The organism is Turicibacter sp. T129 (assembly GCF_025594975.1).
GTDB classification, from domain to species: domain Bacteria; phylum Bacillota_I; class Bacilli_A; order MOL361; family Turicibacteraceae; genus Turicibacter; species Turicibacter bilis.
In genome coordinates this window covers 24,912-47,372 of sequence record NZ_JAMQUU010000037.1, presented here as the reverse complement: position 1 = coordinate 47,372, position 22,461 = coordinate 24,912, and the positions used below count along the sequence as shown (strand labels likewise).

The window sequence follows — 22,461 nt, the reverse complement described above, 5'->3', positions numbered from 1 at the left end:
TGTTATTATTACCCGCTTACTTTTAAAGAAATATAAACACTTTTTTAAAATAGATCTCAATAAAAAATATTACCTAGGTAATATTTCAAAAAGGATTGAGAAAGTTGCTTGGCTTGAAGTTTTCAATGGGATAAGGTATAATGATGATTTGAGATTTTGTGTCGAAATAATTTTGATTGATATATAGATGAATGAGAATTAAAAAGAAAGTGGTGAAAATATGACTTGGAAAATTCGTGAGATTGAAATTGATAACCCAGTTGTTTTAGCGCCGATGGCAGGTGTTTGTAATGCAGCGTTCCGTACGATTGTTAAAGAAATGGGAACAGGTTTAATTTATGCTGAGATGGTTAGTGATAAAGCTGTTGTTTATCAAAATAAAAAAACATTAGATATGCTTTATGTTGACCCAGCAGAACGTCCATTATCAATGCAAATTTTTGGTGCAGATAAAGAAACATTCGTTGAGGCAGCTAAATATGTTGATGCAAATTGCGATTGCGATATCATTGATATTAATATGGGATGCCCAGTTCCAAAAGTCACTAAAAATGAAGCGGGAGCTCGTTTATTATTGGAACCAGATAAAATTTATGACATTGTCGCAAGTGTCGTTGATGTATGTAAAAAGCCTGTTACGGTAAAAATGCGTACTGGATGGGACAAAGAGCACATTTATGCAGTAGAAAATGCACTTAAGATTGAGCAAGCAGGTGCAAGTGCCATTGCTGTTCATGGCCGTACACGTTCTCAAATGTATGAAGGAAAAGCTGATTGGGGAATTATCAAAGATGTTAAGGATGCAATCAAAACTATTCCGGTAATCGGAAATGGAGATATCAATTCACCTGAATTTGCGAAAAAAGTGTTAGAAGAATCAGGTGTGGATGGAATCATGATTGGTCGTGCCGCTTTAGGTAACCCATGGTTAATGAAACAAATCGTTCATTACTTAAAAACAGATGAATTAATCGCAGAACCATCAGCTGAAGAAAAATTACGCTTAGCAGTGGATCATATGGATCGTCTAATTGATTTAAAATGTGAAAAAGTAGCGTTACTTGAAATGCGTTCACACATGGCATGGTACATCAAAGGACTAGATGGGGCAACTCATGTTAAACGTATGGTAACAACGGTTAAAACACGTGAAGAAATGATGGATATTATTAATCGTTATCAAGCGTATTTAAATGGAGATAAATCAGCACGTTTAGTTGTTGAATAGTAAAAGGAGCCGTTAGGCTCCTTTCTTTATGGATTAAAATTTAATTTCTGTTAAATAAGCATGCAATAATTTCATCGTATTCGTACATCCATCAATATGTGTACGTTCTACACCGTGTGAGGCATGAACACCTGGTCCAATTAATGCAGCTTGAATATCATGCCCAGCACGAAGAGCAGCCGAGGCATCTGAACCGTAGAATGGATAAACATCGACCGCATAACCTAAGTCATATTTTTTAGATAATTCAATTAATTCAGATACCATTTGATAGTCGTAAGGTCCTGATGAATCTTTCGCACAGATTGAAACATCATATTCTGTACATGATAAATCTTTTCCGATACATCCCATGTCAACGGCAATCATACGATCGATACTATTTGGTAAGTGTGCGGCACCATGTCCGATTTCTTCATATGTTGAAATAATAAATTTGATATTGTAGTTTGGTTTTTTGTTGTTTTCTAATAAATATTTAAAAACAGTAAAGATAATTGAGACGCTAATTTTATCATCAATATGACGTGATTTAATAAATCCGCTGTCCGTGATAGTTGTTTTAGGATCAATAGAAATAAAATCACCATTTTGAATCCCAAGAGCTAGTGCATCATCTTTGCTATGAACGACTTCGTCTAAGCGAATCATTAATTCATCAGCTGTTTGACCTTTACGGGCACAATCTTCATAAACATGCGAAGATGGGGAAGTGCTTAAAATTGTTCCTGTATATGTCTTTTGGTCGCGTGTATGAACTTTACAATATTCCCCTTGTAAGGTCATCATTTGATTCCCACCAATTGAAGTGATAGCTAATGTTCCATCACTATTGATTGAGCGAACCATTAAACCTAGTGTATCCACATGAGCAGATAAAGCTAAAGTTTTGTTTGAATCTTCACCCTCAAATTCAACGATTAGATTTCCTTTATTCGTTTTAAAGCTTTTCAGACCTAATTCATCAGCATAATTTTTAATTTTATCGATTACGATATGTGTGTAGCCACTAGGGCTTGGTGTTGTCAAAATGTCTTTAGCTAATTCATAAAAATATGAATAATCGAATGACATAAAAAATTCCCCTTTTCCGAATGATTTTCTTAATAGCCGTATAGATTCTGCTATTAAGAGTATTATACTATAATATGGAATATTTACACTATATTACTGCATAAAAGATAGGTAGAAGCTAAAAGATATGAGCGCTTAATTTACACGCTTTCTTATCTCATGTATAATGAAACAGTATTAGTTTACATCAACGAAAGTGAAATTTATTATGATTGAGAAGGGAAGAATAGAAATGTTTAATATGTTATTAAGACGTGGGACTGCGTTTATAGTGGATGCATTATTATTAGCTTTAATCTTTTTTGGGAACTTTAGTTTTATTATGACTTCATTACAGGCTAGTGGGAATAATCCATTAAGCTTAAGTGGACTAGGTATGATGGTTGCTTTGCAATTATTTTATGTGTGGATTTACTTTGTTTATATTCCAGTTAAAATGCCAGGACAAACAATTGGTAAAAAATTATTAAAAATTAAAGTAGTTACATTAGATGGAAATGATTTAACACCAAAACAGTATTTTCAACGTGATTTCGTTGTGAAGTTCTTATTGTCATCATTGATACAAGGAGTTATTGTATTATTTAATGGGATTTTATTAACATATCAATGCATTCGTAAGCAAGAATTACGTGCGTTACACGATATGCTAGTTAAGACGAAAGTCGTACATGTAAAATAAAAATGATAAAAAGAGGTGGACATTATGAACTGGGAGTTATCTGACTGTCGGAATTTATCTGAGTTAGCCGATCAAGTAACTGCACTCGAGAAAACATCCGTCATTCATTTTAGCTTTTTGATGACAGTCATTTTGACATTAGTGTTTATGTTTATATATCATCAGAGGTCAGTGAATAAGTCATTACTTCAGTTTATGATTGTCTCAAGCTTCATTTTTTATGTGTTAAATGTGATTCGATTAGCTTTTTTTCCAATTCCAATTAATGAAACATATATTGAATTGCTTAAACAACAAGTAAAATGTGGAATCCTTGTGGAGCGTAGACATAATTTACAGCTATTTGATTTTATGAAATGGGGAAATCTTTTTCATATTACAACAGTCGGAAATTTCTTGATGTTGATGCCCCTAAGTTTTTATTGCCCTATATTATTTAAGAAAAGGGATTGGGGATTCTTACGAATGATACTCATTGGATTTTTTATTTCATTATCCATTGAATTGATCCAGTTGTCTTACGATTTTGTTACAGGATATGCGTATCGGGGATTTAATGTTGATGACTTGATGATGAATACACTAGGAGTCATTTTTGGATTTTTGGTGTTTACTATTGTTAGAGGATTTTTTTTGATTACCATAAAATTTATACAATTCTTTTATCGAAAGGCTCGCTGATTAATCAGGAGTCTTTTTTTATCGGTGAAATTTAGTATTTTTTGAGAAATCATGTGATACTTTGTTAGAATATATTGAATGATTAATGAAAAAACTTTTTGTTATTTTCATTTTAGCTTGATTTTATTTATTTTATGTAAACAATTTGTGGAAATTACATTGACTTTTTTCTTAATTGATTTTATAGTTAAGTAGTAAATTTAATCTTTTCTCTCGTATATTATCGGAAATAAGGTCCGAAAGTCTCTACCTACTCACCGTAAATGAGTAGACTACGGGTGGCAATTGCTAGATAAACAGGTCAAGGTTTATCTGGTTTAATCATTCCACTGTGGGGACTTTCAGTACTAATTGCTGAAAGTCTTTTTTTGTTTAAATGATGATCATGGGAGAAGGCCATTTCATATCTAACTATTGGGAGTAGGAATTTAGATAATTCATGGTCATTATAGTTGTTTAAACAAACAGTCGAGAGAAGAATGAACAATTAGGAGGAGTAACCTATATGAACAAATTCTTCAAACTAGAAGAGCGTGGTACAACGGTTTCAAGAGAGTTTATCGCCGGATTGACAACATTCTTATCAATGGCTTACATCATCTTTGTTAATCCAAACACGCTTGGAGCATCGGGGATGGATACAGGAGCGGTATTCACTGCAACGATTTTAGCAGCTGCTGTGGGTACATTAATTATGGGACTTTATGCAAATTTCCCAGTGGCATTAGCACCAGGTATGGGAATGAATGCTTTCTTCGCTTATACAGTTGTCTTAATGATGGGATATAGCTGGCAACAAGCATTAGCAGGGATTTTTGTTTCAGGAATTTTATTTATTATTTTATCAGCAACAGGATTACGTGAGTTAATCATTAACAGTATTCCAACGTCATTAAAACATGCGGTTGGAACAGGGATTGGGTTCTTTATTGCATTCTTAGGATTCCAAAACTCAGGAATTATTGTGAATAATGATGCAACGCTAGTCGGAATCGGTAACTTCACAGATCCTAACGTTTTAATTACAGTTATCGGTTTAATTGTAACTTTAATTTTATTAGTTCGTAAAACACCGGCAGCGATCTTTATCGGTATGATTGTGACAGCTGTTGTAGGAATCTTTTTAGGAGTTGTTGATTTACCAACACAAATTATTGCTCCAATTCCATCTTTAAAGCCAACATTCGGAGCATTATTTGAAGCATTACCATCAATTTTTACAGCAGAAATGATTCCAGTTATTTTCTCATTCTTATTTGTTGATTTCTTCGATACAGCAGGAACATTAATGGCAGTTGGTTCTCGTGCTGGATTAGTCAATGAAAAAGGTCATTTAGTTGATGGAGATAAAGCATTATTAGCCGACTCAACTGCAACAGTTATTGGATCAGTATTAGGAACATCTTCAACAACTTCATTCGTTGAATCATTAACAGGAGTTGAAGCAGGTGGACGTACAGGATTAACTTCTGTGTTTACAGCATTATGTTTCTTAGTGATGTTATTCTGTTCAGGATTATTATCAGTTGTTACATCAGCAGTAACAGCACCAGCACTAATTACAGTCGGAATTTTAATGGCATCTTCTTTAGGAGATATTGAATGGAAGAACTTAGAGACATCAATTCCAGCCTTTGTAACAATCATTATGATGGTCTTAGGATATTCAATCGCAGAAGGGATTGCATCTGGGTTCTTATTATATCCAATTATGATGGTAGCTGCACGCCGTGAAAAAGAAATTCATCCAGTGATGTGGGTATTATCAGTTATCTTCTTAATCCATTTCGTATTAGCGTAATTTCGTTTTGGGTACTTTTAAATTTGGGAGATTTAAAAGTGGTATCTTGTCGTAATTAGTAGTAAAAGTGAACGTTTTGTCTTAATTTTGATGGCGAAAGTTCATTTTTTACTATATAATCGTAATAAGAAATTTTTAGGGTGATGACCTATAAATTTTTATTGTAATAGTCATACTAGTAAAAAGAGGTGAAAGGCATGCAACATGATCAAGTTATTGTTCTTGACTTTGGTAGTCAGTACAATCAATTAATCGCGCGACGTATTCGCGAATTTGGAGTATACAGTGAATTAAAATCACATAAATTAACAGCTGAAGACATCAAAAAAATGTCTAATGTAAAAGGAATTATCTTCAGTGGAAGTCCAAACAGTGTCACTCAAGAAGGTGCTTTTACAGTAGACCCTGAAATTTTTAACTTAGGATTACCGATTTTAGGTATTTGCTATGGGATGCAATTAACAACTCATATGCATGGTGGAACTGTTGAACGTGCAGAGCAACGTGAATATGGAAAAGCTGAAATTACAATTAAGAATAACAGCAAGTTATTCCAAGGAACACCAGAAGAGCAAGTCGTATGGATGAGCCATGGTTACCATGTAACAAACTTACCAGAAGGATTTGTTGTTGATGCAAGTAGTGACTCTTGTCCAATTGCTGCAGCTTCATGTGAAGAGCGCAATATTTACTTAGTACAATTCCATCCTGAGGTTCAACACTCAGTACATGGAACAGAAATGTTACGTAACTTTATCTTTAACGTATGTGGTGCACAAGCAAACTGGTCAATGAAAAACTTCATTGAAGACCAAGTAGAAAAAATTCGTGCACAAGTTGGAAACGACAATGTATTATGTGCGTTAAGTGGGGGAGTAGACTCATCAGTAGTTGCAGCATTAATTCACCGCGCAATTGGGGATCAATTAACATGTATGTTCGTTGATCATGGATTACTTCGTAAAGGAGAGGCTGAAAGTGTTGTTGAAACATTTGATGGAAAATTCAATATGAACTTCATCAAAATCGATGCACAAGAGCGCTTCTTAAGTAAATTAAAAGGAGTTTCTGATCCAGAACAAAAACGTAAAATCATCGGAAACGAATTTGTTTACTGCTTCGATGAAGAATCAGCTAAATTAAAAGACATGAAGTTCTTAGCACAAGGAACTTTATATACAGATATTATCGAATCGGGTACAGATACAGCTCAAACAATTAAATCTCACCATAACGTAGGTGGATTACCAGAAGATATGGAATTTGAGTTAATCGAACCATTAAACACATTATTCAAAGACGAAGTTCGTCAATTAGGATTAGAACTTGGTTTACCTGAAGAAATTGTCTTCCGTCAACCTTTCCCAGGACCAGGATTAGGAATTCGCGTTTTAGGAGAAGTCACAGAAGAGAAATTAGAAATCGTTCGTGATTCAGACTTCATCTTACGTGAAGAAATCAAAAAAGCGGGATTAGAGCGCGACGTATGGCAATACTTCACAGCTTTACCAAACATCAAATCAGTGGGTGTTATGGGCGATGAGCGTACTTATGATTACACAGTCGTTGTTCGCGCCGTAACTTCAATCGATGGAATGACTTCTGACTGGGCACGTATCCCATTTGAAGTATTAGAGAAAATCTCAGTTCGTATCGTAAATGAAGTGGCACACGTTAACCGCGTAGTGTATGACATTACATCAAAACCGCCTGCAACAATCGAGTGGGAATAATCAAAAAAGAGCCGAAAGGCTCTTTTTTTATAGTTTTATAAATAACATTTTAGGAATAGATAAGTTAGACACGAAAGAGTTACTTTTGAGCATAAGTCATTAAAAGTATCATGTTTATTATTCAATCGATAGCGGATTTTGTCTTTAGTTACTAGAATTTTCAATAGCAGTGAATTGAATTTATTGAAGTTGGAATAATGGCTCTCATTTTTTAATATATCTAGCGTGTATAAACTAAAAAGACAGGAGAGAGATTTTAAAAGATGAGTGAACAAAACAAAGTAGAACAAGAAGTGAAGCCAGTTCAAGAATGGACAAATGAACAGATTGATGCTCATGTAGATGAATTAGTTCAAAATGCGTTAGCTGCTTTAGAAAAATTTGAATCGTTTGATCAAGAGGCTGTGGATTATATTGTAGCAAAATGCTCGGTTGCAGGACTTGATCAACATGGGGTTTTAGCGGAAGCAGCAGTGAATGAAACAGGACGAGGAGTCTTTGAAGATAAAGCTGTTAAAAATTTATTTGCCTGTGAATATGTGACAAATAACCTTCGTCACTTAAAAACGGTAGGGATTATTAATGAAGATCCCCTAACTGGAATTACTGAAATTGCTGAACCAGTTGGTGTTATTTGTGGAATTATTCCAACAACAAATCCAACTTCAACCGTTATCTTTAAATCATTAATTGCTTTAAAAACAAGAAATCCAATTATTTTCTCTTTCCATCCATCGGCATATGAGTGTTCGGTACAAGCGGCAAAGGTCATTAGAGATGCAGCTATTGCAGCTGGAGCACCTGATAACTGTATTCAATGGTTAGGAATGCGCTCAATGTATGCGACAAATGCTTTAATGAACCACTCAGGTGTTGCAACAATTTTAGCAACAGGTGGTAATGCAATGGTGAAGGCGGCTTATTCATGTGGAAAACCAGCTTTAGGGGTAGGTGCAGGTAATGTTCCGGCTTATGTTGAAAAATCTTGTGTCTTAAAACGAGCAGTTAATGATATCGTATTATCTAAATCATTCGATAATGGGATGATTTGTGCCTCTGAACAAGCGGCTATTGTTGATCAAGAAATCTATGATGCATTTAAAGTAGAAATGAGCCGTTTCAAAGTGTATTTTGCAAATCATGAAGAAAAAGCTAAATTAGAAACATACATGTTTGGATGTACTGCTTATAGTGATAAAGTCAACGAAGCTCGATTAAATCCAGCTATTGTTGGTAAACCTGCGACATGGATTGCTGAGCAAGCAGGATTCGTTGTTCCAGACGACACTCAAATTATTTGTGCTGAATGTGAAGAGGTTGGACCAAATGAACCATTAACAAGAGAAAAATTATCCCCAGTCTTAGCTGTTTTAAAAGCAACATCGACGGAAGATGGAATTGCTAAATCAGCGGCCATGGTAGCTTTTAATGGATTAGGACATTCAGCTGCGATTCACACTCAAAATCATGAGATTTCAATTGAATTCGGTTTAAAATGTAAAGCGATTCGTGTCATTGAAAATGCCCCATCGACATTTGGTGGAATTGGTTCGGTTTATAATGCCTTTATTCCTTCATTAACACTCGGTTGTGGTTCTTACGGTCACAATTCAGTTTCTAATAACGTTAGTGCAATCAACTTATTAAATATTAAACGTATCGGAAGACGTAACAATAATATGCAATGGATGAAGCTTCCTCCAAAAATCTACTTTGAACGAAATTCAATTCGTTATTTAAGAGATATGAAAGAAATGGAGAAGGCCATGATTGTAACCGATCGAGGAATGTACAATCTGGGATATGTGGATAAAATTGAAGATGTGATTAAAAGACGACGTAATAAAGTTAATGTAGAACTATTCTTTGATGTCGAACCGGATCCAAGTATTGAAACCGTTAATGCAGGTGTTGAATTAATGAGAAAATTTCAACCGGATGTGATTATTGCATTAGGTGGTGGATCTTCAATGGATGCTGCAAAAGTTATGTGGCTTATGTATGAACATCCTGAAGTGAATTTTGATGATATTAAACAAAAGTTTATGGATATTAGAAAACGTGCATTTAAATTTCCTGAGTTAGGAAAGAAAGCCCGATTAATTTGTATTCCAACGACATCCGGAACCGGATCAGAGGTTACACCTTTTGCAGTTATTACCGATAAACAAGAGAATAAGAAATATCCATTAACTGATTATTCTTTAACACCAACCGTTGCGATTGTTGATCCAGAGTTCGCTATGAGTATGCCAGCCTCAATTGCTGCGGATACAGGAATTGACGTCTTAACGCATGCCATTGAAGCTTATGTCTCAATTTTGGCTTCTGATTTTACAGATGGATTGGCAAAACAAGCTGTCAAATTAGTTTTTGATTACTTAGAGCGATCGGTGAAAAATGGTAAAAATGATCCAGAGGCAAGAGAAAAAATGCATAATGCTGGGACAATCGCTGGGATGGCGTTTGCAAACGCCTTTTTAGGAATGAACCACTCATTAGCTCATAAAATTGGTGGAGAGTGGCATGTACCGCATGGACGTACTAACGGAATTTTATTGCCACACGTCATTCGATATAATGGAACGATTCCAACAAAATTAAATATTTGGCCTAAAATTGAAAACTATAAAGCAGATGTGAAATACATGGAACTTGCTCAATTAATTGGATTAAATCCTCAAACACCAGCGGAAGGTGTTGCAATGTTCGCGGACGCTTGCGAAGAATTATGCAAAAAGGTTGGAGTTCCTGCTAATATCAAATCGCAAGGTATTGATCAAGAAGCTTGGGAAGAATCTGTTCATCGTATGGCCATGAATGCATATGAAGATCAATGTACACCAGCTAACCCTAGAATGCCAATGGTACATGATATGGAAGCTATCTTACGAGTAATCTATGATTATGAAAGTAAGTTTTAATAAACATTAATAAAAAGAGCCGAAAGGCTCTTTTTTGTTAGAGTTATAAAGGAATATCGATTAAAACATTGTCCATATAATGAAATATGGTGATGGAAGTTTATTTGTAAAGAGATGGGAATGATAATAAACGTTACCATGGAGGATGGAGTGAGATTGACCTAATTTAGGAAGTAAATTTTAAAAAGGAGGAATCTTGGGATGAATATTGTGGTTGTAGGTTTAGGGGTCATTGGTGGTTCGTTTGCGATGGCTCTTAAGGAAGCGAGTTATCAACAAGTTTATGGAATAGATACGAATAAACAGACGCTAGAAAAAGCTAAACAGATGGGGTTAATTAAGGATGGATCGGTAACAGGTGAGTTATTTTTGAAGCAAGCTGATTTAATTATTTTGTCTATTTATCCTAAGTTAGTGAAATCATTCATACAGAGCAATAGAGATAACTTTAAACCTGGATGTGTGATTACGGATGCAACAGGTGTTAAAGGAATGTTCATTAATGATATTTTAGAGATACTACCTAATGAAGTTGATTTTGTATTTGGACACCCGATGGCAGGAAGAGAAAAAAGAGGGATTGATTTTGCATCAAGTCGTGTTTTTAAAGGAGCTAATTATCTGATTACACCAACCCCTCGAAATCAAGAAAGGAATATTGAATTAATCGAGAATTTAGCTTATGAAATAGGCTTTAAAAAAGTAAGAAGAATAACACCAGACTTTCATGATGAAATGATAGGATTTACCTCTCAATTACCTCATGCAATGGCAGTTGCTTTAATTAATAGTGATATAGAAGGAAGAGATACAGGAAGTTTCATCGGGGATAGTTATCGAGAGCTAACTCGAATCGCTAATATTAATGAAGATTTATGGAGTGAACTTTTTTTAGGCAACAAAGACCATCTATTAAACGCTATTAATCGTTTTGAATTAGAATTAGATTTAATAAAGAAATCAATCTATGATAATGATGCAGAAACATTAAAACAATACTTTATTAAATCAACCAAAAGAAGAGAGAAGCTTGATCAGTAAGAATGAGTCTAAGTTGATTAAATTGAACTTATTTTGAATAAAGGTGTTCCGGGTTAAATGGGTTGAATCAATTTAGAGACAGATTCAAAAATCATAACCTGTGGATATTGGAGATTCAAAGGGGGAAATAGGATGGAAGCAAGGGATATTTTTGAAAGAGATAAATTAGGGGAGGAAATCTCACATCAGGATCCAGAATATCATAAGATTCGTGAAATGATAGATGAGGCACAAAAACTTCTTTTTGAATTAAATAATAAGTATCATGAAGAACCGGAGGTTAGACGTTTATTTTCTCAATTGACGGGGATAGAAGTTGAGAAAACGTTCCGCCTTCGCCCTCCGTTTTATACTGATTTTGGAAAGAATATTAGGGTTGGTAAAAATGTTTTTATCAATCATTGTTGTACCTTTATGGATCGGGGAGGAATTACATTAGAAGACGGTGTTTTAATTGGGCCAAAAGTCAATTTAATTACGATTAATCATCCATTAGAACCTCATCGTCGACACTCAACTATTTCATCCCCAATTTTAATTAAGAAAAATGCTTGGGTAGGTGCGGCGGCGACTATTATGCCGGGTGTTACAATTGGGGAAAATGCCGTTGTAGCAGCGGGAGCAGTCGTAACAAAAGATGTTTTAGCCAATACCGTTGTCGCAGGAGTACCAGCTAAAGTGATTAAAATGATTGAATGAAAAAACTCCTTAATTAAAGACAGTCTTGTATCAAAGAGATGTACGTTAGCATATCAGATTTAAAATTATCAAATGCCCTTTATACACATTAACGATAGAAGCAAAAATTTATTAAGATGGATAGAAAAGTGACTGCAAAATAGAGTTGCTTTTTATTTTGCATGAAAAATAGCGTTAATTTTTTAAGAATCTACCTATAATAAAAGAAACATGTGAGAAGGAGTCAGATGATGAGCAAAGATAGTATAGCGTTGTGGACACGTTTGTATGAGGTTTGTAAGAAATTGAGAAAGTTAAATCCATGGGAATTTTGGAGCAATCAAGATATTATTTTAATTGAAGATCCGGTTACAAAGATGATGGGCTATTGTGTGGTTGAACAAGACCCCTTAGATGGAACGTTAATGATTAATATTTTGCATGGACAGGCCGGAATGCGTGCCTACTTAGAGTCATTAAATTATGATTTTGAAGAATTAGAGGATATGAATTATATTAAGTCCTCATATCGCCAACAGGGATTTCTATTACTTTATGCGAATCGCGATGAACTGTTTGAAGAGGACTATGAACGGATTAAATCAGTGGGCATGAGTTTTAGAGGAAAAGCTCAGTGGCCCATTTTAAGACGATTGTTTCCAGGATCAAAGCCTTGGCTACTTGAAACAGATGAAGATGTACGATTATTAACGATGTACTTAGATCAATTAGTACAAGTACTGACTGATTTTGATCAAGGAAAAATTGATTTGCGTGAAAACTTTTATTTGACAATAAGTGTTCAGAATGGGAAGTGGACACTTACCTATACTGAAGAAGATGAACTACTGGGTGAAGAAGAGATTTTCATTTATCCAAATGAATTAAAAGCTCATCGAGTTAGTAAGCTACCTAAACAACCGGTCATCATGGAAGGAAGTCAATTTTATTTACCTACGCCACTCTGGGATGAAGAAAATAATCGTGAATTGTTCCCGCTGCTTACTACATTTATTAACCATGAAAGTGGGGAAGTTTATTCAGGTGAAATTTATAAGTCAACTCGCGAAGAGTTAGAGTTAGTCAGTGATCGTTTAGCGGATTTAATGTTGACTCGATTACAATTCCGACCGCGTGAAATTATTGTATCTGATGAAATACTATTAGATTTAATTAGTGATTTTTGTGAGAAAGCGAACATTGACTGTGATTTAGGTCCGACTGTTGCAGCTGATGCTTTTATGAGTTCATTTCTATCCACTCAAATGGGAGATTTAAATGGTGAAGAACAAGCATTTTTACACCTTATTCAAGCTGCAGAACAATCATATGAAGTCATGTTAGAGACTGATTTAGGGCAAATGCTAACTTCTATTCAAAAATCGGCATTGAAAGATATTTGGATTTATTCGGTTTTATTTTTATATAAAGAGTTTAATGAACTTCCTGGTGAGTGGAGTAAAGAAGGATTTGAAGCTTTACTTCAATCTCATCTTTTAGAAGAAAGTGTCAAAAATGATTATAGACCGTACATTGGTTCATCAATTAAAGCTTACTTAGATTGCCAACAAGAGCTTGGACTATTTAAAAATTCATTTGTTTTAAGTCATGTATTGGCTAAATATTATAAATAAGCAAGGGTCTATCTCAAAATGAGATGGCCCCTTTTAAGTTAGAATGGGACGATATTAGTATCTTTATTCCGTCGGCGACTCACGCATAACTAGCGGGGTTAGCCGCTAGTCATCTCACGTCAAAGATATTTTATCTTTCCCATTCTCACTTCATATGAAGAGAGAGGGTCTCTATAATATAAATACCCTGATTAGCAAATATTTTCTCTCCTATAAAGCGGCACAACGGTTTTGAAACTAATTGGCTCATTCAAATCATGAAAATTTTCATATCAAATTTATTTTAATAGAAGAAATGCATCGGTTATTAATCATCAAAAATGAAATTTCTACTTCATTGAAGAGGATTTTAGTACAAGATGAATATATAAAGTTTCAAAAAAGTGTGTCATTTATTAGAGAAAAAATTAAAGTAATCAGTGAATCCTAACTTATAGAACTAATAAAACTTCATCATTCTTTTTAATAAGTATTAAAAAGGGACTCTAAGGTCAAGAAAACTCAAAATATGGGATGATTAGCGAGCTTGCTCGCTATTTATGGGGAAATTATTTTCCCCGGCCCATTTAAGATGTTTTCGTAGACTACAGAGTCCTTTTGTTATTTTAATACTTATGATTCAAAGAGATGCTCTCTATAACGAATTTTAACTATTTATAGCTATTTTGAGACAGCTCCTTTTTAAATTAACGATATAATTTTGAAACAACTGTTGCATAATCGTCACCGTTACGAACACCTGTTAATAACACGCTTGCTTTTGAGATATCTTTGAATAAGACACCATAAACAAGTTCATCTTCCTTGAAGTATAATTTTTTGAAGTGACCCGTTTTTGCATTAGAGTCTAATAAGATTTGGTACTCTTCAATATTTTCAGTTGGATATGTCCCCATTGCGAAGACTTCTGTATCGAAGGCGATTAATGATAATGGCTCCACCTTATTAGAGAATTCTGCATGATCGCCAACAGCATTGATACCAGCAACCTTACCTTGATCGATAGCAGGTGCCCATAAGTTTGTTGAAATCCCTTCAAATTCAGCAACATCCCCACAAGCATAGATATCAGCCACTGATGTTTGCATTTGATTATTAACCACAATCCCATGATTAGTTTCAATGTTAGCCATCGTTGCTAATTGTGTATTTGCACGAACACCGGCACTGATCACAACCACATCAGCATTGATTGTTTCATCAGCTAATTTTACGCCACTAACTTGACCATTTGAATTGATGATTTCTTGAACTTGAACACCTGTACGAACATCAATTTTACGTTCGGCTAAAATGTTTGAAATGAATGATGAAGTAGATTCATCTAATTGACGAGGCATTAAACGATCAGCAACTTCTAATACCGTGATATTTAATCCTAATTCTTGTAATGCATCAGCAGCCTCTAATCCTAAGACGCCACCACCGATGATAACGGCATTTTGTTTACCTTTTGCATAATTACGTAATGCTAATGCATCAGTTTTATATTTAATTGAGAAGATACCTTCTGCTTCTGTGCCAGGGATTGGTGGGATGAAGTTTGAAGTTCCCGTTGCTAAGATTAATTTATCGTAAGCCACTGTACTTCCATCTTCAAGCGTTAATACTTTTTCATCTACATTTAATGCTGTTACTTTCGTGTTTAATTGAACGTTGATATGATTCTCGGTATACCAATTTTCAGGGTTTAAGTTAAACTCCTGAGCTGGAACATCTTTCACGATTAAATCTGATAAAGCAGGACGGTAATATGGATAGCTTGATTCTGCACTAATCATTGTGATTGATGCAACTTCATTACGAACACGAATCGCATTTGCAGCTGTCACAGCAGCAACTCCACCACCAACAATGACGAATTTTTCATCCGCTGTTGATTTGAAGTTGATTACTTCTTCTTCATAAATTTCGAATAAATCAGAACCTACTCCACACGCAGGACAAACTTCTGGTGGTAGAACACCTGGGTAAACTTCTCCACAGATGATACAACGCCATAATACAACTTTACCACTTGGATTTAATTCTTCTGCAGTTAGAGCGGCTCCTGTCTCTTTTTTACGAGCTGGGACTTTTCCTGTTAATAAGCTGTTAGCAAATAATTTACCGAAATCGATAGCTGCTTGTGTTTCACTTTCAGATGCACGGAATTTGATTTTGAATCCATCGATGACTTTCATACGAAGTTGGTGTAAACGGTCCATGATGTTATCCACACCTTCTCCGCTCCATCCGTATGAGCCAAAGGCGGACACAATTTTTCCACCATGAACGATTGGGTTTAAGTTGATTGATAAATCCCAAATAATTGGAAGCGCATCTCCGTTAATGGTACATGTACCAAGTAAGATTCCATCTGCATCTGCAAAGTGTGCTAAGATTTCATCTTTCTTCTGTGGATAATTTAAAATATCTAAGTTGTAAGGAATGACTTGAATCGTTGGATCGACTTCATGAATTCCCTTTGTAATAGCTTCGGCTAATTCACCTGTATATCCGTAAGCTGATACGTAAGGCATGACCACTTTTTTAGGTCCTTCTTTTTTAGCAGGAGTTGACCAGTTACGATAGGTTTCGATGATTTCATCGATACGTGTATCTAAGACTGGGCCATGTCCGGTACAAACCATATCTAATTTTAAATCATTAATTTTGTTGATGGCTTTAATTACGTATGGCTTAAATGGTGAGAAGATGGCTGTGTAGTAGTAAAGTAGAGCATCTTGGAAAGCTTCCTCTTCACTTGCAGGCACTTCCGATAACTTAATTCCGTGTTTTGGACTATAGTGGGATCCGAAGGAATCACATGTGAATAACACGTTATCTGAACTGAGGTAAGTGTACATTGAGTCTGGCCAGTGTAAGAATGGAGCTGGGATAAAATCGAATGTTTTCTCTCCAAGTGTGAATGTTTTTAAGCTGTCAGCTGTTAAATAGTTAAAGCTGATATTTAAAATATCTTTTAAATAAGTGATGGCTGTTTTAGAACCAATGACTGTTAAACCAGGAATTAATTTAACTAAGCGTCCAATTGAACCTGCATGATCAGGCTCAGTGTGGTTGGTAATAATATACTTAATCTGACTTAAATCACCGATTGCTTCTTCGATTTTTTGTAAGTATGAATCAAAGAATTTTTCTTTTACTGTTTCAACTAAAATAGCTCCTTCAGTCGTATTTACTAAATAAGAGTTATAAGTTGTCCCGTATTTTGTTTCCATGATGATATCAAAGACATCTAGATTTGGGTCTAAGACACCTAACCAATATACGTCATTTTTTAATAATACAGATTGAATCATATGGTCCCTCCAATAGTCAAGTTAAGAAATAGATTAGCTCGCAATAGATATTTAATGGATCGTTTAATTCACCTAAGAAATAGTATTATCAGGATAACTTGATTTTACAATTATGATATTGTGAGAATTTTAATTTATTTCTAAATATAAAATAAATCACAAGCAAATATAACGCAAGAAAGATGCATTTTTATTTTAAGCCTATCCTTTGATTACATTTTTACATTAATAATTTTTCTAGTATGTGTAAAAACAAATAAAAAATACCATAATATAGAAAATAATATTAAGGGAGAGATAATGGTGAAGGCGACTAAATTAGAATTGAAATCATTATATGAAGCGGCCGATGAATTTGAAAGATTGCAGCCTTGGGAATGGATCAGTGAATACCAGTTATTAGTGGTAGAAGATCCTGAAACACATATTATGGGATTTTGCTGCATTATTGGAAATAAATCAGATGAAAGAGGATTAAAAGTCTATCTTGGCATTGATGGGCTTCGTCATTATATCGAAATGCTTGACTTTAACCAATTGACGATTGAAGATAAAACACTCGATAGTCTTCTATCTCGAGAGACTTGTTTATCAGTGGGGTTTAATCGAGTTTCAGAGTTACGTAACCGAGAGGTTGTAGCACAATTTCGAGATTGTTTAGCTGGTTTTGTCCCAATCTCACTGACAGGTGGTTGGCAGTGCCGCTTTTTAACACAGGCATTAAAACAAGTGGGTGAATTAGCAGAGCTGGTTAAAGAAACGCCTTCATTTACGTTAGAAGATGATCAGGTCTTAATGAGGTTACAAGATTTTGAAGGGAATTGGAAAACGTTAAAAATTTCATTATCTGTCTTCTTAGAGCAAATGAAAGAGACAGGGGTACGTTATGAAAATGAATTAGCAGCTTATCGTATTTCTAAACTTCCAAGTACGAATATGGTTTTTGAAATCGCGCGATTTTTAATGCCTCGTCCTATTGAAGAGAAGGGGGATTCAAGAGCATACTATCCGATGATTACGGCTATTTTAGAAAAGGAAACGAAACAATTAGTATTTGCAGAAATGTCAAGCCCTAGCTTAGAAAGTCAAGAAACAATTTTATCTCGATTCGCCAATACATTAATAAAAGATTTAGAGTTTAAACCCCAATGCTTAGTCACGGATTGTGAGGCGGTTTTAAGACAGTTTAAAGATTTTTCAGATAAAACAAAAATTCCACTTATGAAAGTTCCAGAGCTAGAGGCAGCCACAGATTTTGTTTGTGATTTAATGAAGATTGAAGAGCAATTTGATGCCTCAATGGAAGTAGATATTGAAGAAAATATCGATTTAGTTTTATTAACAAGTAGGGAAATCTGTCAAAATATTTTAGAGTGTGATGCTTTAAGTCGCCATCTACCAGAAGGGGTAAAACAGCAGTTTACGAATATAGTTGAGTTATTTCATGTTGTTATGTTAGGTCATTTTCAAGAATTGCCAGATCATTGGAGTGTACAGAATGTGGAACGTGCGTGTAAAGAGGTCTTACCTGGCTTATTAACAGAAGAAGAGTTAAAGATTGTCCCAGATATTCTCACTCATTATTTAGATGTCGTTGGAGAAGCAGAACTCATTCCGAATTATATTCACTTACAAAAATGTGTCACTGAAAGTTATTCTTAATGAAAAGCTATCAAATAGATGATAGCTTTTTGTGCTTCATTAAAGATTACCTAAGTGGTTAAAGAATATAAAAAAGCTTATTTCAAATAAAATAAGCTTTAATGTTTATTGTTATTTTTTTCGTTGTGGCTTTTTGATAATAAGAAATTGAATGATTTGCATGATGGCTCCTGTTAAGAAGTATAGACCAAATGCAAATGGTGTTCCAATTGTAATCGAGAACATCGCAAATGGAAGGTAATAAGTCATAACTTTCATCATTGTATTATTCGCTTGATTTTGTTGAGAATTTTTCATAGTATCTGCCATATTGTTGTTCATTAAACGTTGAGAGTAGATGGATAAACCTGCAACGATTAGAGCTAAAATCCAGTTTGCCGGCGTTCCTGTTGCTCCTAAATTAATTCCAAAGAACTCATTAGCACTTGCATTTTTAATTAACGGATGGCGAGAAATGGCTTGATAGAATGCTAAGAAAATTGGCATTTGTAATAGCGGTAATAGGCATCCCATCATAGGATTAAAATTATATTTTTTATAAAGTTCCATCATCTCTTGTTGCATTTTAACTTGGGAAGCTTGATCTTGTTTATGTTCGTATTTCTTTTTCATTTTCTCCATCTCTGGCTGAATTTCTTGCATCACCATGGTTGATTGATTTGACTTTAAATATAATGGAATTAAAACTAAACGAACAATCGCTGTTGCTAAGATAATCGAAAGACCTAGATTATTATTAAGGATGTTATATAAAAAGGTAATAAAGTTAGCTAGTGGTAATACGAATAATTTATCCCAAAGTCCTGTTGCTGTTGCGGCTGTAATAGGCTCGGTTGAAATACTGCATCCCGATAATAATCCAATGGTTAAAACTAAAAATAATAATAAGCTAAAATTCTTTTTCAATTGAATGCCTTCTTTCTCTTAAGGTGAAATACTGTCATAAAGGAAATTTATTTTTCATTTATTATGAATAAAATCACTGTAATTGAAAAAATAAGATCAATAAATGGATATCGCCACATGTGATTTTGTCTAAATTAAATATATAAGTTCAGATAAGTTTTTCACAGTGTAAAAACTAAAGCCCTAGTAATGGAGGAATAGATTTCTTTCAGAAATCGCTAGGTGACCCAAGCCCTAGCAGTTGAGGAATAGATTTCTTTCAGAAATCACTAGGTGACCCCTGGACGATAGGATGCCTTAATATCGAACACGGTTAATTACTAAGACTGACTTAGAAAGATGAAAAACATTTCTATTTATCTATAGAGTTAATTGATTTTTCATCTTCTGAATCATTGTGTCATAGATAATATAACATTAGAGTTTTTTAGGATGTGTCTAAATATGCCGAACATACAATACTTTTATAATTTTTTTGTTATACAACTGGTAGCTATATTTTAAGAAGATGAAAGACATATCATATAAAACAGTAATTAAGGACATTGCTAGAGCCAGTTCGTCACATCGGTGTTGGGTGGAGATGATTAGCTATAAAAAAAGCTTATTCCAAATAGAATAAGCTTTAAAATTCATTATTATTTTTTCGCTCCTGGACGTTTGAAGATTAACGATTGAACGATTGTCATAATTTGTCCAGTTAAGAAGTATAAACCGAATGCGAATGGTGTCCCAATCGTGATTGAGAACATTGCAAACGGGAAGTAATAAGTCATAACCTTCATCATCATATTGCTTGTTTGATTTTGTTGAGAATTCATGTTAGCAGCCATGTTTTTATTCATTAAACGTTGAGAATAAATTGTTAATCCAGCCACGATGAATGCTAAAACGTAGTTTGGTATTGTACCTGTTGCTCCTAAATTGATTCCAAAGAACTCAGCTGCACCAGCATCTTTAATTAATGGATGGCGAGAAATAGCCTGGTAGAATGCTAAGAAGATTGGCATTTGTAAGAATGGTAGCACGCATCCCATCATAGGGTTATAGTTATATTTTTTGTAAAGTTCCATCATCTCTTGTTGCATTTTAACTTGAGACGCTTGATCCTTTTTGTTCTCGTATTTCTTTTGAATACGTTGCATTTCTGGTTGGATTTCTTGCATAACTGCCATTGATTTATTTGATTTTGAATATAATGGCATTAATACTAAACGAACGATTGCTGTTGCTAAGATAATCGCGAAACCTAAGTTATTAGCTAATAATTTATAAAGTAATGTAATAAATGAAGCTAATGGTAAAACGAAAACTTTATCCCATAATCCAGACGCTGTCTCTGCAGTAATTGGCTCTGGTGAAATTGCACATCCCGATAATAGTCCAATTGCTAATACAAAACATAGTACTAAACTTAACTTCTTTTTCAACTAAATTCCTTCTTTCCCCTAATGTGTATTTTGTATATTGTTAAATAATGAGAATATAATCAACAATACTATAAACTAAATAATGCTATAAAATACCTACAATACCCGTATTATAAGTTAAAACAAGGTCTAATTCAATAAAAATCGTGTTAAAATTCCCCCTAAATGTGAAAATGTTTTAATTTAACATGATTCTTGATGTAACGACATATTATTTAAGTAGAGGGATTTAAAATGGGCATAGAGAGGGTGATGTGTAATGGGGATTGCGACAAATGTTGAGCTGCACAAATTGTATGAAGCAGCAATTGCTTTTCGAAAATTACAACCATGGAAATGGATGTATGCCTCTCAAGTATTTATCATTCACGATGATGAGAGAGATATAGATGGATTTTGTAGCATTATGGGAATGATGGGAGAGCATTTTTCATTATCAGTCTATTTAGGAGAGGCCGGTTATCAATCGTATCGCTATTTATATGATAAGGCGAGTTTAGCGTATATGGATCATATTTTCATGAAAGCAGAGGTTAAGAAAAATTGTTTAACCGTCAGCTTTGAAAACCCAGAAACTTTGACAGAGCATGATGATGAGCAGGCGATGTTTTTAGGCTATCAGTTTAAAGGGAAAAATGAATGTCCAAGATTTCGTTATCATCATCCAGGAATTTATTCATGGTATCTAACGGATGGGTGGCAATGTCGATTTTTAACGAAAGCATTAGAGCAAGCAATGATTATCGCAAGATTAGAGTTGACGAAAGATCTACAAGTTCCAGAGATTTATGATAGTAAATATTATTTAAGATATTATACAGAAGAAAAAGGATGGGAAGGTACTTTTGTCGATGCTACATTGTATAAGAAAGCACCTACTCCTAAGAAAACTATTTTTCAAAATGATTTGTTAGCTTATCGAGTGAAGAAGCTACCTAAATTACTAATTACATTAGAAGCAATTCAGTTTTATTTGCCTAATCCTGTCGTTGAGGTCGGTTCTGGCCAACCATTTTTTATGCTTGTTACTGCACTTGTCGATTCTGAAGAAGGACAACTTTTTTATCTGGATGTTCAGGAAACAGCTGCGCTTTACTTGACAGATACTGTTACAGAACTAGCAAAGCAATTTCTTGAACTTAAAATTAGACCGTGTGAAATTATTGCAGAGGATGAAGATACTTATGCACTACTTGAAGATGTTTGTAAACAAATTGATGTAAAACTTTCTATCGATTATCATACAGCGCGAGCTCATGAATTTGCCGAATATATTTTTGAAGAATTACAGAATGCAAGTTCTAACACAGTTAAAGTCATTGAGAGTGAACAGTCAGATATTGATAAGTTAATTATGTTTGCAGACCAAATTACAGATACGCTTCAAATCCAACAAGCACTTGATGATTTGAGTGAACAAGCGAAGGAACAATATAAGTTAATTACTCAAACATTTGTCTTAGCGATGTATACGATTCGAGATCAAATTCCAAGTGAATGGACAGGAGATGCTGTGAAAGATATTTGTCTAAATGTGTTGCCAGAACAACTTGAAAAGGATGTTTTAGCACAGTGTAAACCCGTCCTCTCACACTTTGTTACCGTTTTAGGTGAAGATGAAATTATCCCGAATTATCGGTCATTATTACTCGTGATTAATAATTGTCTTTGAGGAAACGACG

16 protein-coding genes and 1 riboswitch are annotated in these 22,461 nt (G+C 34.4%); of the genes, 12 read left to right on the top strand and 4 right to left on the bottom strand.

All coding sequences use genetic code 11. The annotated features are described in order from the left end of the window. Both NEH75_RS07575 and dusB read left to right on the top strand, forming a co-directional pair. The coding region (locus NEH75_RS07575) for a hypothetical protein (protein ID WP_262948723.1) at window positions 1–187 on the top strand (187 nt) is incomplete at its 5' end. Window positions 188–220: 33 nt separating this feature from the next. Then, window positions 221–1,228: a tRNA dihydrouridine synthase DusB gene (dusB, locus tag NEH75_RS07570; protein ID WP_055242465.1), complete on the top strand. Its 1,008-nt coding sequence runs from the start codon at window positions 221–223 to the stop codon at window positions 1,226–1,228. A 33-nt stretch (window positions 1,229–1,261) separates the two neighbouring features. On the opposite strand, the gene NEH75_RS07565 is transcribed toward dusB, so the two are convergent. Then, window positions 1,262–2,302, bottom strand: coding sequence for a M42 family metallopeptidase (locus NEH75_RS07565; protein ID WP_055242467.1), 1,041 nt, complete (start codon window positions 2,300–2,302; stop codon window positions 1,262–1,264). Between the two features lie 232 nt (window positions 2,303–2,534). Between NEH75_RS07565 and NEH75_RS07560 the strand changes: the two genes are divergently transcribed. From NEH75_RS07560 to NEH75_RS07525, 8 genes are all read left to right on the top strand, one after another. Further along, window positions 2,535–2,984 (top strand): RDD family protein, encoded by a 450-nt coding sequence (locus NEH75_RS07560; RefSeq protein WP_055305076.1) that lies wholly within the window; start codon window positions 2,535–2,537, stop codon window positions 2,982–2,984. 24 nt (window positions 2,985–3,008) lie between these two features. Then, window positions 3,009–3,665: a VanZ family protein gene (locus tag NEH75_RS07555; RefSeq protein WP_055242468.1), complete on the top strand. Its 657-nt coding sequence runs from the start codon at window positions 3,009–3,011 to the stop codon at window positions 3,663–3,665. A 193-nt stretch (window positions 3,666–3,858) separates the two neighbouring features. Beyond that, a riboswitch (purine riboswitch) is annotated at window positions 3,859–3,960 on the top strand. Between the two features lie 210 nt (window positions 3,961–4,170). Further along, entirely contained in the window at window positions 4,171–5,466 is a 1,296-nt protein-coding gene (locus tag NEH75_RS07550) for an NCS2 family permease (RefSeq protein ID WP_055242470.1), read from the top strand. Between the two features lie 197 nt (window positions 5,467–5,663). Beyond that, window positions 5,664–7,199, top strand: coding sequence for a glutamine-hydrolyzing GMP synthase (guaA, locus tag NEH75_RS07545; protein WP_055242471.1), 1,536 nt, complete (start codon window positions 5,664–5,666; stop codon window positions 7,197–7,199). A gap of 263 nt (window positions 7,200–7,462) precedes the next feature. Then, complete coding sequence (gene adhE / locus NEH75_RS07540; protein WP_055305063.1) at window positions 7,463–10,123, top strand: bifunctional acetaldehyde-CoA/alcohol dehydrogenase; 2,661 nt, start codon at window positions 7,463–7,465, stop codon at window positions 10,121–10,123. A gap of 201 nt (window positions 10,124–10,324) precedes the next feature. Further along, the gene (locus tag NEH75_RS07535) at window positions 10,325–11,164 is read left to right on the top strand and encodes a prephenate dehydrogenase (RefSeq protein WP_055305065.1); all 840 of its coding nucleotides are present in this window, start codon (window positions 10,325–10,327) and stop codon (window positions 11,162–11,164) included. 132 nt (window positions 11,165–11,296) lie between these two features. Continuing rightward, window positions 11,297–11,863, top strand: coding sequence for a DapH/DapD/GlmU-related protein (locus NEH75_RS07530; RefSeq protein ID WP_055242477.1), 567 nt, complete (start codon window positions 11,297–11,299; stop codon window positions 11,861–11,863). A 230-nt stretch (window positions 11,864–12,093) separates the two neighbouring features. Then, window positions 12,094–13,476, top strand: coding sequence for a DUF6930 domain-containing protein (locus NEH75_RS07525; RefSeq protein WP_055305066.1), 1,383 nt, complete (start codon window positions 12,094–12,096; stop codon window positions 13,474–13,476). A gap of 686 nt (window positions 13,477–14,162) precedes the next feature. Here NEH75_RS07525 and NEH75_RS07520 read toward each other — a convergent pair. After that, window positions 14,163–16,781, bottom strand: coding sequence for an FAD-dependent oxidoreductase (locus tag NEH75_RS07520; protein ID WP_055275285.1), 2,619 nt, complete (start codon window positions 16,779–16,781; stop codon window positions 14,163–14,165). A gap of 303 nt (window positions 16,782–17,084) precedes the next feature. On the opposite strand from NEH75_RS07520, the gene NEH75_RS07515 reads away from it, so the two are divergent. Next, the gene (locus NEH75_RS07515; RefSeq protein ID WP_147614348.1) at window positions 17,085–18,443 is read left to right on the top strand and encodes a DUF6930 domain-containing protein; all 1,359 of its coding nucleotides are present in this window, start codon (window positions 17,085–17,087) and stop codon (window positions 18,441–18,443) included. Between the two features lie 111 nt (window positions 18,444–18,554). Here the strand turns inward: NEH75_RS07515 and NEH75_RS07510 are convergent, their stop codons facing one another. Then, window positions 18,555–19,349, bottom strand: a complete 795-nt coding sequence (locus NEH75_RS07510) for a YidC/Oxa1 family membrane protein insertase (protein WP_055275281.1) — start codon at window positions 19,347–19,349, stop codon at window positions 18,555–18,557. Window positions 19,350–19,987: 638 nt separating this feature from the next. Beyond that, window positions 19,988–20,779, bottom strand: coding sequence for a YidC/Oxa1 family membrane protein insertase (locus NEH75_RS07505; RefSeq protein WP_055242487.1), 792 nt, complete (start codon window positions 20,777–20,779; stop codon window positions 19,988–19,990). Between the two features lie 259 nt (window positions 20,780–21,038). On the opposite strand from NEH75_RS07505, the gene NEH75_RS07500 reads away from it, so the two are divergent. Further along, window positions 21,039–22,451 carry a DUF6930 domain-containing protein gene (locus NEH75_RS07500; protein ID WP_055242488.1) on the top strand — a complete coding sequence of 471 codons (1,413 nt, stop codon included), beginning with the start codon at window positions 21,039–21,041 and terminating at the stop codon, window positions 22,449–22,451. Window positions 22,452–22,461: the final 10 nt, after the last annotated feature.